This window comes from Nonomuraea corallina (assembly GCF_027620315.1).
Taxonomy (GTDB): domain Bacteria; phylum Actinomycetota; class Actinomycetes; order Streptosporangiales; family Streptosporangiaceae; genus Nonomuraea; species Nonomuraea corallina.
The window spans coordinates 38,064-50,858 of record NZ_JAPNNL010000030.1 but is presented as its reverse complement, the minus strand read 5'-3'; the positions used below and the strand labels follow the sequence as shown (position 1 = coordinate 50,858).

Sequence of the window (12,795 nt, the reverse complement as noted above, 5' to 3'; positions counted from 1 at the left end):
GGACCAGTGGGCACGCGGACGGAGGTCCCGTCTCGGGGGGGCGGGCGGGGGGGGTGCCCCCCCCCCCCCCCCCCGCGCCGGAAGGCCTCGCGCTCGGTCGTGTGCACCAGGTGACCGGCCTCGATGACGACCAGGCGCGCGCCGGGGATGCGCGCGGCCAGCAGGTCGGCGCGGAACGGGCTGGACTTCCCGCCCGAGATGACCAGGGTGGGCGCGGTGATCCGGGCCAGCCCGTCCAGCCAGGCCGGGTCGGGGTGCGTGAACTGCCGTTCGGTGTCGTGCATCATCCGCCAGTCGAAGCCGGTGGAGCCGTCCTCGACCAGGGCCGGGCGGTCGCGCATCGGCTCCGGCAGCGGGGAGTCCTCCACCACCAGCCGGCTCACCAGCCCGGGGTGGCGCATGGCCAGGTGGTAGGCGACCATCCCGCCGAGCGAGTGGCCGATGACGGTGGCGCTGCCGGCCCCGTGCAGGCCGAGCAGGGCGGCGACGTCCTCGGCCATCTCCGGGATGGGGTACGTGCCGGGGAAGTCACTCGCGCCGTGGCCGCGCAGGTCGGGGACGAGCACGTGGTAGCGGGCGGCGAAGTGCTGGGTGAAGCCGTTCCAGTCGTTGTGGTCGGCCGTGCGGCCGTGCAACAGCACCAGCGCCGGAGCCGCCGGGTCCCCTTCCTCCCGGTAGACCAGCCTGATCCCGTTAACGTCGGCTTCGCGTATCACAGCTGGACCCTACGGCACCGGGATGCGCTCCACCCGCAGCGAGAAGACCTCCTCGCGCGGCACCACCACCTCGTAGGCGCCGTGGTCGACCATCCAGTAGCCCAGCGCCTCGGCCTTCATCCCGCTGTGGCCGGTGTAGGCGATGTGGAGGCCGTCCTCGTCCTCGTCCAGCACGATGCACGGCTCGCCGCCGAACGCGCCGACGGTACGGATGAGCACCAGCCATTCCAGCTCGGCGCGGGCGACGGTGCGCCGCCAGTAGCCGGAGGCGGGCTCGAACCCGTCGAGCTCCTCCTCGCTGAACAGCACCACCCGGTCGCCGGGGCCGGGCGCGGCGGGCAGCGTCAGCTCGCCGAAGCGGGCGACGAAGCCGGAGGCGACCGGTGTGATCTCCTCGCTCATGCCGCGGGCCGCCAGGTCAGGCCGTCGTACTCGGCGAACGGCCGCTCGCCCGAGCGGGAGACGTGTACGATCCGCGCGCCCGCCGGGATCGGCATCGGGACCGTGTGGAACTGCGGCACCACGTGCTCGCGCGAGGTGGTGAACCCGTTGCCGGCGAACGGCGGCCCGTCGCTCCAGTCGCCGCCCATGTGCGGGCCGTACGGGACGGAGTAGGTGTCGATGTCGCGGGCGTGCCAGCGCAGCACGTACAGCTCGGGGACGTCGGCGGTCAGCTCCGAGCCGTCGAAGGACAGGTCTAACCCCTGGTGGTAGTCGCGCGGCGTGGTCAGCCGGGCACAGTCCTGCACCCGGTAGACGTAGCCGGAGATGACCGTGCGCTTGCCCGACAGGTAGGGCACCAGCAGACGCGGCGGGACCACCTTCTGCATCTGCGTTCCGCTCATGATGACCACTTTACGATCTGTTGACCCCGAGAACCCGATGTTCGAGGCAGGGCAGCGTCGCCCTGACCCGGGCGGCCGCCTCCGGGTCGAGCTCGACCACCTGCACCCCGGCGGAGGTGCCGAGATCGGCCCGGACCACGCCCATCGGATCGACCAGCATGCTGCGCCCTACCCCGAAACCGTCGGATGACTCGGCCGGGTTGGGCGCCTGGCCGACGGCGGCGGTCCACATGGTGTTCTCCAGGGCGCGGGCGCGCACCAGCGTCACCCAGTGATCTTCCTTGAGCGGCCCGGAGCCCCAGGCCGCGATCACCGCGAACAGCTCGGCGCCCTGGTCGACCAGCGCCCTGGTCAGCTCGGGGAAGCGGACGTCGTAGCAGGTGACCAGCCCCACCCGCAGGCCGGCCAGCTCCACGACGACCGGCTCGGCGCCGGGCGCGACCAGCTCCGACTCCTTGGCCCCGAACGAGTCGAACAGGTGGATCTTGCGGTAGGCGGCGCGCAGCTCGCCGGAGGAGTCGAGCGCCACGGCGGTGTTGTGGACCAGGCCCCGGCCGGGCTCGAAGACGCCCGCGATCACCGCCACGCCGTGCCGCCGGGCGGCCTCGGCCATCCCGGTGACGAACGGCCCGTCGAGCGGCTCGGCCAGGTCGGTGATGCGCTTGCCGTAGCGGGTGAGCGTCGCCTCCGGGAAGATCGCCAGATCCGCGCCCTCCGCGGCGGCGAGCGCCTCGCGCACCCGCGTGAGGTTGGCCGACGGATCAGGTGACACCGGGATCTGGCAGAGGGCGATTCTCGTCACGGCCCGACTCTAACCGGTTCGGCACGTATCGAAACCAGGTGAGCATGCGCCAGACCCATTCCAGCGGGCCGTAGCGGAACCGGCCCAGCCACCACCGGCTGAACAGCACCTGCGCGACCAGCGTGACGCCCGCGACGGCGAGCACCGGCCAGCGGCCGGGGCCGGCGTCGATCAGCCCGCCGGTGAGGAAGATGACCAGGGTGCCGGTGACGTAGTTGGTCAGCGCCATCCTGCCCAGCGGCTCCAGCACCGCCGACAGCCACGGGCGCAGCACCAGCAGCACCCCCGTCGAGTACGCCGCGGCCCCGGCCAGCGCCGCCACCGTGTAGAGCGTCCAGTCGCCGCTCGTCACCGCCGCCCCCATGAGCAGCACGCAGGCCAGCGCGCTCACTCCGAAGCCGGGCAGCAGCAGCTCACGCGACGGGCGCAGCTGCATCAGCGCCATGCCGACGAGGAACATCCCCGGGATGAGCAGCACCCCGCCCCCCGCCATCACCCCCCAGGCGGTCACGCCCAGCCCGAGCAGCAGCACCGGCAGTCCCGGCCACAGGAACGAGGCGGGCAGCAGCACGGCCAGCCCGTAGAAGGCGTAGTCGGTCAGCACCTCGCCCTCGTACCAGGTGTGCTGGACCAGCCCGAACACGAACAGCCAGCCCAGGCGCGACAGCAGCACCCACCGCCCGGCCCGCTCCAGGAAGAGCACGAAGCTGATGCCGAACAGCAGCGAGAAGATCGGGTAGAAGCGGCTCTGGAACGCGGCCTCGATCGTCGCGTCGATGACCGTGTGGGGCTCGTGGGAGGCGTGCTGCCAGGTGTTGACCAGCATGATCCCGCCCACCGCGAAGCCGCGGAGGGCGTCCAGCTCACGAATGCGCGACAGCGAGCCCAGCCGAATCACCCCAACGCCGTAATCTGAGCTTTGTGACGGAACCACTTGTCTCCCGGATGCGCTCCTTCGGCACGACCATCTTCGCCGAGATGAGCGCCCTCGCCGTACGGACCGGAGCGATCAACCTGGGCCAGGGATTCCCCGACACCGACGGCCCGGCCGCCATGCTGGACCACGCGGTGCGGGCGATCCACTCCGGCGCCAACCAGTATCCACCGGGCCCGGGCGTGCCGGAGCTCAGGCAGGCCGTCTCCGAGCACCGCCTGGAGCACTACGGCCTGGCCTACGACCCCGCCGGTGAGATCCTCGTCACGGTCGGCGCCACCGAGGCCGTCGCCGCCTCGATCCTGGCGCTGTGCGAGCCTGGCGACGAGGTGGTCGCCTTCGAGCCCTACTACGACTCGTACGCGGCCTCGATCGCCCTGGCGCAGGCGCGGCTGGTCGGCGTGACGCTCCGCCCGGACGGCGGCAGGTTCGCCTTCGACCCGGACGAGCTGCGCGCCGCGATCACCCCGCGCACCCGGGTGATCCTGGTCAACTCGCCGCACAACCCGACCGGCACCGTGTTCACCCGCGAGGAGCTGACGCTCATCGCGGAGCTGTGCCGCGAGCACGACCTGGTCGCGGTCACCGACGAGGTGTACGAGCACCTGACGTTCGACGGCGTCGGCCACGTCCCGCTGGCCACGCTGCCGGGCATGCGCGAGCGCACGGTGATGATCTCCTCGGCCGGCAAGACCTTCTCCGTCACCGGCTGGAAGACCGGCTGGATCTGCGCCCCCGCCCCGCTGGTGTCGGCCGTGCAGACGGTCAAGCAGTTCCTCACCTTCACCGCGAGCGCGCCCTGGCAGACCGCGGTCGCGCACGGGCTGCGGCACGAGCGCGCGTGGGTGGCGGCGCTGCGCGACTCGCTCCAGGACAAGCGCGACCGGCTCATGGCGGGGCTGAGCGCGGCCGGGTTCGAGGTGTTCCGGCCGGCGGGCACGTACTTCGTGCAGACCGACATCCGGCCGCTCGGCTTCGACGACGGGGTCGCGCTCACCCGCCGGCTGCCCGAGCTGGCCGGCGTGGTCGCCATCCCCACGCAGGTGTTCTACGAGCACGCCGAGCGGGGCCGCCACTTCGTCAGGTTCGCCTTCTGCAAGAAGGACGAGGTCATCGACGAGGCGGTGACCCGGCTCAAGCGGCTGTCCGGCTAGCTTCCGTCCTCGCCCAGGTCGACGATGGCCGCGACCGGGCCGCCGCCCGACGGTCCCTGGTGCACGGCGGCCACCGACACGAACACCGCCGGGTCGCCCGTGACGGCCGCCGCCACGCCGCCGACCGTCGCCTTGATCTGGCGGTGCCAGTGGACGTCGGAGTCGTCGAGCATGATGTTGCGCCGGCCGCGCACCCGCCCCGACGGGTCCGCCTCGCACTTCATGAACACGTTGACCAGGCGCCCGCCCAGGTCGGAGTGGTGGGGACGGTCGGGCAGCGGCAGGCCCGCGTCGCGGATCGCCGCCCAGATGCCGTCGGCGTCCAGCGCGTCGCGCATGACGTCGTGGCCGATGCGGTAGCGCCCGCCGACCCCGCGCACGTTGCCCACCAGCACGATCTGCGCCCGGTCCAGCTCGACGCCGGACGAGCAGGACGCGACCGAGGAGTAGAGCGACAGGTCCTTGTGGATCTGGTCGGCGCCCGGCATCTCGATCTCGCCCAGGGCGACCGCGATGCCCAGCGCGGTGGTCGAGTTCGACAGGTCCATCGACGGGCCCGTCTCCTCGATCGCGGTGTCCTTGCCGCGGCTCCTGGCCTCGCTGATCGTGGCCAGCGTCAGCAGCGGCGTCTTGGTCTGCACGTAGTGGACGTCGCGCGGATCGTCGATGCCGGCGATCTTCATGGCCTCGCGGACGCCGGCCGCGACCTTCTCCACCATGGCCGGCCGGCCGATGTCCTCGGGCAGGATGACGTCGCTCATCGCCACCCCGACCGACAGCCGGGGCTCGTCCGACGGCGTCACCCGGGCGGGGTCGACGCTCGCGAAGATCGTGGCGTGCGGGCTGAGCACCCCGTCGGTGCCGCCCGACCAGACCAGCGGCACGCTGTGCGGCGCCGGATGCCCCTTGGCGGCCAGCACGTCGCGGAAGGCGCGGTCGGCCAGGATGCGGGTGTAGTCGTTCACGCCGCCGTTGCCCTCGGTCTTGCCGATCACCGCGAGCACCCTCCGCGCCTCGATCACCCCGTCGTCGATCAGCCGCTCCAGCCCCGAGGCGTCCGTGACGCTCTCGATCGGCACCTTGCGCACGTCAATCGGATCCGGCATCCCGCGCCCCTTCTCACCTGTGCAGCCGCGTCGATCGGCATACCCGGAGATCACACTAATGACGCAGGAAACGGTCCTTCACTGGCAATGTCTGCCAACTAGCCGCCCAGGTTGCGGTAGCGGTCGAGCCGGGCCGCCTTGCGGTCGGCCGGGCTGCGCCGCTGCAGCATGGCGATCTCGTACTCCAGGGTCCGCCCCACCCGCTCGGCGAAGGCGCGGTGCTCGTACGCGGCGTCCGGCCGCTCCGGGATCACCCGGTCCACGATGCCGTCGCGGCGCAGGTCGGTGGCGCGCACCCGCTGGGCCTGGGCGATCTCCGGGGCGAAGTCGACGCTGCGGTACAGGATCGTCGAGGCGCCCTCCGGAGGCAGCGGCGACAGCCAGGCGTGCTGGGCGCTCAGCACCCGGTCGGCCGGCAGCAGCGCCAGCGCCGCGCCGCCCGCGCCCTCGCCCAGCAGCAGGCAGACGGTCGGCGCGTCGAGCGTGACCAGCTCGGCCAGGCAGCGGGCGATCTCGCCCGACAGGCCGCCCTCCTCGGCCGCCTTCGACAGCGCCGCCCCCGCCGTGTCGATCACCGTCACCAGAGGCAGCCGCAGCTCCGCGGCCAGCCGCATGCCGCGCCGGGCCACCCGCAGGCCGCCGGGGCCGAGCGGCGAGCGGGCCCGCTGCCCGCGCCGGTCCTGCCCCAGCACCACGGCCGGGGCCGCGCCGAACCTCGCCAGCGCCAGCACCAGCCCCGGCTCGTTCTCGCCCGCGCCGCTGCCGCTCAGCGGGGTCACCTCGGTGGCCGCCAGCTTCAGCAGCTCGCGCACGCCCGGCCGGTCGTCGCGGCGCGACCGGGTGATCGCCTCCCACGCCTCGACCGGCCGCAGGTCCTCCTCCGGCTCCTCGCCGGCCGGGACGCGCTCGCCGCCGGCCGACAGCACGCCGAGCGCCCGGATCGCCACCTCGCGCACGTCCTCGGCCGGGACGACCGCGTCGATCAGGCCGTTCTCGTACAGGTTCTCCGCCACCTGCACCCCCGAGGGGAAGGCGTAGCCGTACAGCGACTCGAACACGCGCGGACCCAGGAAGCCGATGAGCGCGCCCGGCTCCGCCGCCGTGACGTGGCCCAGCGAGCCCCACGAGGCGAACACCCCGCCCGTCGTCGGATGCCGCAGGTAGACCACGAACGGCAGGCCGGCCGCGCGGTGCGCCTGCACCGCCACCGTGATCTTGATCATCTGCACGAAGGCCAGCGCGCCCTCCTGCATCCGGGTGCCGCCGGAGGCCGGGGCCGCCAGCAGGGGCAGCCGTTCCCGCGTGGCCCGTTCGACCGCCGTGACCAGCCGCTCGGCCGCCGCCACCCCGATCGACCCGGCCATGAACGAGAACTCGCACGCCACCACCGCCACCCGGCGGCCGCCCAGCAGCCCCTCCCCCGTCACCACGGCCTCGTCGTAGCCGGACTTGGCCCGCGCCGCCGCCAGCTCCTCGGCGTAGGACGAGCCCGGCTCGGCCGGCTCGGCGGGCGGCACGTCCCACGACCGCCACGACCCCTCGTCGAGGACCGTGTCGATCATCGTGCGCGCGTCCGGACGGCTCACCATCTCCCCCTCGTGTCGGTCTCCCCCGTGACGGCTGACCGGATCATCGCTCACGCTCGTCGAGCCAGCGCAGCACGGCCTCCTCGTCCTGGCCGAGCATCGGCGGCGCGGTGTGGCGCACGTCCGCCGGGCCGTCGAAGCGCAGCGGCGGGCCCGGCAGCTCGATCGGGCCCAGCACCGGGTGCTCCACCTCGACCAGCAGGCCCTGGGAGCGGGTCTGCTCCCAGGCGTACACCTCGTCGATCGTACGGATCGCCCCCGCCGGCACCCCGGCCTCGCCCAGCGCGGCCAGCCAGTGGGCGCGGTCGTGGGCGGCCAGGGCCTTCTCCATGTCGGCGATCAGTTCGTCCCGGTGCGCAAACCTGTCTCTATTGCTGGCATATTTCGCTACATCCGGATCAATGTCGAGAAGGGCGGCCACCTTTCTCCACTGACCGTCGTTCGCCGCCGCGATCTGCAGCATGCCGTCGGCGCACCGGAAGGCGCCGTACGGGGCGATCGAGGCGTGGTGGTTGCCGTTCGCGCCCGGCACCTTGCCGCCCACCGTCCAGGCCGTGCCGTGGTAGGAGTGCACGCCGGTGACCGCCGCCAGCAGCGACGTGCGCACCACCCTTCCCCGGCCCGTGCGCTCCCGCTCGTACAGCGCCGACACCACCCCGTACGCGCCGTGGATGCCGGCCAGCAGGTCGGCGATCGACGCGCCGACGCGGTAGGGCTCGCCCGGAGACGGGCCGGTCAGCGACATCAGCCCGGCCTCACCCTGGGCGATCTGGTCGTAGCCGGGACGGCCGCCCTCCGGCCCGTCGTGGCCGAACCCGGTGATCGACAGGATCACCAGGCGCGGGTTCAGCTCGTGCAGCCGCTCGGTGGTGAAGCCCAGGCGGTCGAGCACGCCGGAGCGGAAGTTCTCCACCAGCACGTCGCTCTGGCGGACCAGGCGCTCGACGAGGACCTTGCCCTCGGGGGTCTTCAGGTCGATCGCGATGGATTGTTTGTTGCGGTTCGCCGCCAGAAAATATGTTGATATGTCGTGATTTGGGCCGACGAACGGCGGGCCCCAGCCGCGTGATTCGTCACCCCCGCCGGGATGCTCCACCTTGATCACCCGCGCTCCCAGATCCCCCAGCATCTGAGCGGCGTGCGGGCCGGCCAGCGCCCGCGACAGATCCAGCACCACGACGTCACCGAGGGGTCCGGGCACCGTCAACCTCCCATGTCGAGCCTCAACGCCGGCCTCCGACGCCGGCCTCCCCCGCCGACCTCCGGCATCGGACTTCGACCTCGGCCTGGCGCGGGCGGTCGGAGCGGGAGCACATTGTCTCAGCCTCGACACCCCCGTCATCTACCCTGGGGCCGTGCGATCCCTGGCCCGCCGCATCCGGACGCTCCCGCCGTCGTGCGGGCCCGTACGGCTGGTCGCCGTCGACGGCCCGGCCGGGTCGGGCAAGACCACGTACGCCGACGCGCTCGCGACCACGCTCGGCTGCCAGGCCGTGCACGCCGACGACTTCCCCGTACCCTGGGACGAGGGCCCGGCCACCTGGTTCGCCGCACTCTTCGACCAGGTCCTGGAGCCGCTCCGGCAGGGGCGGCCCGGCGGGTTCAGGCGCTACGACTGGGTGCGCGGCGCGTACGCCGAGCCGGTGGCCGTCCCCGTCGCCCCGGTGCTGATCATCGAGGGCGTCGGCACGGCCAGGAAGTCCGCCGCCCGCCTGCTCGCCTACGCCGTCTGGCTGGAAGCGCCTGACGACGTCCGGCTGCGGAGGGTGCTGGAGCGCGACGGGCCCGGCCTGGAGGAGCGGTGGCGGGAGTGGTTCGCGGCCGAACGCGCCTGGTTCGCCGCCGACGACACCCGCTCCCGCGCCGACCTGATCGTCTCCACCGCGCCGCCCGGCGGCGGGCTCACAGATGATGGACCGTGTTGAAGCCGAGCAGGCGCGGGTGGCCGTCCTCGGCGTCCCACGTCGACACCGACGCGTTCAGGATGGGTGCGAACGCCGCCAGGCCGGGCAGGTCGGTGTCCGGCGTCGCGTCGAGCACGTGTCGCAAGACCAGCACTACCGCGTCGTGCGCGACGATCAGCACCCGCCGCCCGTCCGCGTGCTCGCGCAGGTCGTCCAGCACGCCGCGCAGCCGCGCCGCCACGTCGCCGAACGACTCCCCGCCCGGCGGCCGGTAACGGTACTCGCCCTCGGCCCGCCACCGCGCCCGTTCCCCGGGGAACCGCTCGGCGATCGCGGCCTCGTTGTACGGGGCCAGCGCGCCCCACTCCCGGTCCCGCAGCCGCGCGTCCACCGTGACCGGCGGCTCCGCGCCCCAGGTCGCCCGCGCCACGGCCCACGTGTCGAGCGCCCGCCGGTACGGGGAGCACCACACCAGCTCCGGCGCCTCGCCCGCCGGCAGCCGCGCCAGCATCGCGCCGAGCGCCGCCGACTGGACCCGGCCCAGCTCGCTCAGCCCCACCTCGTCGTCGCCGCGCTCGTACACCAGAGGGCGGGCTCCCGCGCGGCGGTAGGCGACGTTGGCCTCGCTCTCACCGTGCCGCACCGCGAGGATGCGCCGTGGGCCCATGCTCCCCATCTTGCCAGGACCCTCGCAGCCGCCGGCACGCTCACCTGGTAGACCACGCCCATGCCCGGCATGCCGGTCGGCGTGACTTCTTCGGTACGGGCGTCGTAACGGACGAGCTCGCCCGCCTTTACAAAGTAGACCCGACGCTGGTCGTCCGGCGGCGAGAGGGTGCGGTCAGGCGGCGAGCACCTTGGCCAGGGCCTCGGCGACGTCGGCGGCGCCGGCCGGGTCGTCCATGAGCATCGACTGCCGCACCCACACCACGCTCGTGGCGGCCTCCTCGGCGACGGGGCACGGCTCGGCCCTGGCGCCCGCCTCCGTGAGCGCCGTCATCGTGCCCAGCGGCGGGTATCCGGCGTCCAGCGGCACCCCCTCGGCGGCCATGGCCTTCAGCAGGAAGTCGCGGTCGACGGGAGCGCCGATCCGCAGCATGACCAGGTGCCGCGAGTCCCGCGTCGTGCCCGGCGGGGGTCCCAGCATCGTCACCGGCAGCCCGGCCAGCTCGCGTCCGAGCGCGGCGCAGAAGGCGGCGCGGCGGGCGAGCTCGTCGTCCAGGCGGTCCAGCCACGGCAGCAGGAGCGCGGCCTGGATCTCCGTGAGCCGCAGGTTCCAGCCGACCGAGGGATGGCCGTACCACTGGCCGCCGCGACGGCGGCCCACGTTGCACACCGACCAGATCCTCTCGTGCACGCTCTCGTCCCGGCAGACGACCAGCCCGCCCTCCCCCGCCGTCATCGCCTTGCTCGACTGGAAGCTGAACACGCCCGCGTCGCCCAGCCCGCCCACCGGCCGGTCCTTGTAGGCGGCGCCGTGGGCCTGGGCGGCGTCCTCCGCGACCGCGAGGCCGTGACGGGCGGCCAGCTCGATGATCGGGTCCATGTCCGCGGGGCTGCCGGCGAGGTGAACGGGCATGACGGCCGCCGTCCGGGGGGTGAGCGCCCCTCGTACGGCGTCCGCCGACAGATGGAGGTGGGCCGGGTCCACGTCCACGATCACCGGTACGGCGCCCGCGAGCAGCACGGCCGTGGCCGAGGCGACGAACGTGTAGGCGGGCATCACGACCTCGTCGCCGGGGGCCACGCCCAGTCCCTTGAGGGCGGCGAACAGGCCCAGCGTCGCGTTGCCGACGGCGACCCCGTACGGGACCGAGCAGGCGCGGGCGAACGCGGCGGTCAGGTCCGCGACCGCGGCGCCGCCCTGGGTGGCCCCCCACTGCCCGCTCTCCAGCACCTCCATCACGAGCCGGCGCTGCGCCGGGTCGAGGGGCGGCGGCCAGGACGGCCACGGGGTGTCGCGGACCGGGGTGCCGCCATGCAGGGCGAGCGTCATGGGAGTCCCTTCTTCGACAGCGGGGCTTGGGCAGGGCGCCTCTGCCACCGGGCTCCCGCTGGAGAGGCTCAGGAGCAGGGTCGGCAGGCGGGCTTCGGGAGGCGGGCTTCAGGAGGCCGTTCAGAGGACGGCTTCAGGAGGTCAGGTTCAGGAGGTCAGGTTCAGGAGGCGGGCGAGGTTGGCGCCCTGGATGAGGGCGCGGGCGGCGGGCGTGAGAGGGGCCAGGGCGAGGCGGCCGTAGCCGATTCTGAGGTCGAGGAAGCATGCGTCCGAGCCGAACACCACCCGCTCCGGCCCTGCCAGCTCCGCCAGCCGGGCGATCCAGCGGCCGGTCGACTTGGAGCCGCACACCTCCAGGTACACGTTCGGGTGGTCGGCCACCAGCCGGGCGGCGCGGGCGAACCCGTACGGCCACAGGCCGGTGTGACCCATGAGGATCGGCACGTCGGGATGCCGGGCGGCCACGGTGGCGAACTGCTCGGGGTCGCTCCACGGCGATTCGGTCTGGCCGTGGGCGAGCACCGGCAGGCCGAACTCCCAGACCGGGTCGTACCTCGGGTCGTCGAGGCGGCAGTGGTGGACGTCGGGGTGGAGCTTGACGCCCCACACGCCGTCGCGGGTCAGGGGGGTGCGGTGGTGCGGGTTGTGGACCTGCCAGACGCCGAACCGGCCGGGGTGCCGTTCGGCGATCTCGCGGGCCAGCCGGTTGCCGCGCTCGGCGTCGGGACCGACGGCGAGCAGGTGGCTGATGCCCATGGCGGTGACGCCGATCCGGTCCATGGTGGCGACCAGGCCCTCGGCGGTGGGGTCGGGGATGAGGAAGTCGGGCCAGGTGCCGACGTGACCGTGCGCGTCGAGGATCATGAGCGGCCTCCGAGCAGCCTTTCCAGGGAGCCCGCCGCGATCAGGTCGGTCTCCTCCGGGGTCAGGTCGAGGTGGTCCAACAGGAAGCGCGGGCCGCAGTCGTCGGCCACCGGGGCTCCGGTGCCGAACACCAGCCGTTCCGCGCCGAACCGCTCGGCCAGCCACTCCACGCCGCCCTGGGTGTTGACGGTCCCGATCTCCACCCAGACGCCCGGCGCCTCGGCCATCAGCTCGGCCAGGGCGCGCAGGCGCCGGTAGCCGGGGTTCAGCACGAGGATCCGCAGGCCGGGCAGCCGCTCGGCGAGCGTGCGGAGCTGGCCGGTGGACGTCTCGTCGAGGTCGACGGCGACGACCGGCGCCGTTCCCGCGCCACTGCCGGCCCCCGTGCCAGCGGCCGGCCACGCACCCGGACCGGCGGCCGACCCCGCGGCCGACCCCGCGACCGGACCCGCGACCGGACCCGCGACCGGACCCACAGCCGGACCGGCAGCCGAGCCCATGTCCGAACCGGTGTCCGGACCCGGGGGCGGATCGGTGAGGGCGGTGAGCCAGCGCAGGGCGGCCGGGCCGGTCAGGTCGAAGCGGTGGCGTTCCGGGCAGAGCCGCACCATGCGCGCCCCCCACGCCCGCACGGCGTCCGGGGTGGCGGGCGCGCACGCCCCCGGCACGCCCGGCACCACGACGGGCACCGGGACGAGCCGGGGGTCGCCGAGCGCGAAGAGGGCGTCGTTGCCCGCCTCCGCGTCGGAGTAGAGGCTGAGGGTGTGCGTCACCAGCGCCCTGGTGATGCCCAGGCGGTCCAGGTCGGGCGTCGGGTCCACCGGCAGGTCGTCGAACGGCACGGGGCCGACCAGCCGGTGGGCGTCCACGATCAATTTCGGCACAGAC

Annotated in this window: 14 protein-coding genes; 2 read left to right on the top strand and 12 right to left on the bottom strand. The window is 73.6% G+C overall.

The window, feature by feature from the left end; all coding sequences use genetic code 11:
• The 5 genes from OUY22_RS10850 to OUY22_RS10830 all read right to left on the bottom strand — a co-directional run.
• Positions 1-716 (bottom strand): alpha/beta fold hydrolase (locus tag OUY22_RS10850; RefSeq protein WP_270154723.1); only part of this gene is annotated, 716 nt, incomplete at its 3' end.
• A 9-nt stretch (positions 717-725) separates the two neighbouring features.
• Positions 726-1,118, bottom strand: coding sequence for a hypothetical protein (locus OUY22_RS10845; protein ID WP_270154722.1), 393 nt, complete (start codon positions 1,116-1,118; stop codon positions 726-728).
• The gene (locus OUY22_RS10840) at positions 1,115-1,561 is read right to left on the bottom strand and encodes a hypothetical protein (RefSeq protein WP_270154721.1); all 447 of its coding nucleotides are present in this window, start codon (positions 1,559-1,561) and stop codon (positions 1,115-1,117) included. Before OUY22_RS10840 ends, OUY22_RS10845 begins: the two co-directional genes overlap by 4 nt.
• Before the next feature lie 10 nt (positions 1,562-1,571).
• On the bottom strand, positions 1,572-2,363 hold the full coding sequence (locus OUY22_RS10835) for a carbon-nitrogen hydrolase family protein (protein WP_270154720.1): 792 nt from the start codon (positions 2,361-2,363) through the stop codon (positions 1,572-1,574).
• Positions 2,323-3,261 carry a DUF418 domain-containing protein gene (locus OUY22_RS10830; protein WP_270154719.1) on the bottom strand — a complete coding sequence of 313 codons (939 nt, stop codon included), beginning with the start codon at positions 3,259-3,261 and terminating at the stop codon, positions 2,323-2,325. Before OUY22_RS10830 ends, OUY22_RS10835 begins: the two co-directional genes overlap by 41 nt.
• 23 nt (positions 3,262-3,284) lie before the next feature.
• On the opposite strand from OUY22_RS10830, the gene OUY22_RS10825 reads away from it, so the two are divergent.
• The gene (locus OUY22_RS10825) at positions 3,285-4,451 is read left to right on the top strand and encodes a pyridoxal phosphate-dependent aminotransferase (RefSeq protein WP_270154718.1); all 1,167 of its coding nucleotides are present in this window, start codon (positions 3,285-3,287) and stop codon (positions 4,449-4,451) included.
• Here the strand turns inward: OUY22_RS10825 and bar are convergent.
• From bar to OUY22_RS10810, 3 genes are all read right to left on the bottom strand, one after another.
• A complete protein-coding gene (bar, locus tag OUY22_RS10820) occupies positions 4,448-5,557 on the bottom strand; it encodes a barbiturase (protein ID WP_270154717.1) in 1,110 nt (369 codons plus the stop codon). The genes OUY22_RS10825 and bar overlap by 4 nt on opposite strands.
• 98 nt (positions 5,558-5,655) lie before the next feature.
• Positions 5,656-7,146, bottom strand: a complete 1,491-nt coding sequence (locus tag OUY22_RS10815; RefSeq protein ID WP_270154716.1) for a carboxyl transferase domain-containing protein — start codon at positions 7,144-7,146, stop codon at positions 5,656-5,658.
• Between the two features lie 40 nt (positions 7,147-7,186).
• Positions 7,187-8,344 carry a CaiB/BaiF CoA transferase family protein gene (locus OUY22_RS10810; protein WP_270154715.1) on the bottom strand — a complete coding sequence of 386 codons (1,158 nt, stop codon included), beginning with the start codon at positions 8,342-8,344 and terminating at the stop codon, positions 7,187-7,189.
• 154 nt (positions 8,345-8,498) lie between these two features.
• Between OUY22_RS10810 and OUY22_RS10805 the strand changes: the two genes are divergently transcribed.
• Entirely contained in the window at positions 8,499-9,068 is a 570-nt protein-coding gene (locus tag OUY22_RS10805) for a uridine kinase family protein (RefSeq protein WP_270154714.1), read from the top strand.
• Here OUY22_RS10805 and OUY22_RS10800 read toward each other — a convergent pair.
• From OUY22_RS10800 to OUY22_RS10785, 4 genes are all read right to left on the bottom strand, one after another.
• On the bottom strand, positions 9,046-9,714 hold the full coding sequence (locus OUY22_RS10800; RefSeq protein WP_270154713.1) for a histidine phosphatase family protein: 669 nt from the start codon (positions 9,712-9,714) through the stop codon (positions 9,046-9,048). The genes OUY22_RS10805 and OUY22_RS10800 overlap by 23 nt on opposite strands.
• A 174-nt stretch (positions 9,715-9,888) precedes the next feature.
• A complete protein-coding gene (locus OUY22_RS10795) occupies positions 9,889-11,043 on the bottom strand; it encodes a DegT/DnrJ/EryC1/StrS family aminotransferase (RefSeq protein WP_270154712.1) in 1,155 nt (384 codons plus the stop codon).
• A gap of 147 nt (positions 11,044-11,190) precedes the next feature.
• Complete coding sequence (locus OUY22_RS10790; protein ID WP_270154711.1) at positions 11,191-11,907, bottom strand: amidohydrolase family protein; 717 nt, start codon at positions 11,905-11,907, stop codon at positions 11,191-11,193.
• A complete protein-coding gene (locus tag OUY22_RS10785) occupies positions 11,904-12,791 on the bottom strand; it encodes an amidohydrolase family protein (protein ID WP_270154710.1) in 888 nt (295 codons plus the stop codon). Before OUY22_RS10785 ends, OUY22_RS10790 begins: the two co-directional genes overlap by 4 nt.
• Positions 12,792-12,795 lie beyond the last annotated feature (4 nt).

Bases quoted from the DNA above. Each gene is read 5' to 3' on its own strand.
- OUY22_RS10845 (WP_270154722.1), bottom strand. From the start codon at position 1,118: ATGAGCGAGGAGATCACACCGGTCGCCTCCGGCTTCGTCGCCCGCTTC.
- OUY22_RS10840 (WP_270154721.1), bottom strand. From the start codon at position 1,561: ATGAGCGGAACGCAGATGCAGAAGGTGGTCCCGCCGCGTCTGCTGGTG.
- bar (WP_270154717.1), bottom strand. From the start codon at position 5,557: ATGCCGGATCCGATTGACGTGCGCAAGGTGCCGATCGAGAGCGTCACG.
- OUY22_RS10815 (WP_270154716.1), bottom strand. From the start codon at position 7,146: ATGGTGAGCCGTCCGGACGCGCGCACGATGATCGACACGGTCCTCGAC.
- OUY22_RS10800 (WP_270154713.1), bottom strand. From the start codon at position 9,714: ATGGGCCCACGGCGCATCCTCGCGGTGCGGCACGGTGAGAGCGAGGCC.
- OUY22_RS10795 (WP_270154712.1), bottom strand. From the start codon at position 11,043: ATGACGCTCGCCCTGCATGGCGGCACCCCGGTCCGCGACACCCCGTGG.
- OUY22_RS10790 (WP_270154711.1), bottom strand. From the start codon at position 11,907: ATGATCCTCGACGCGCACGGTCACGTCGGCACCTGGCCCGACTTCCTC.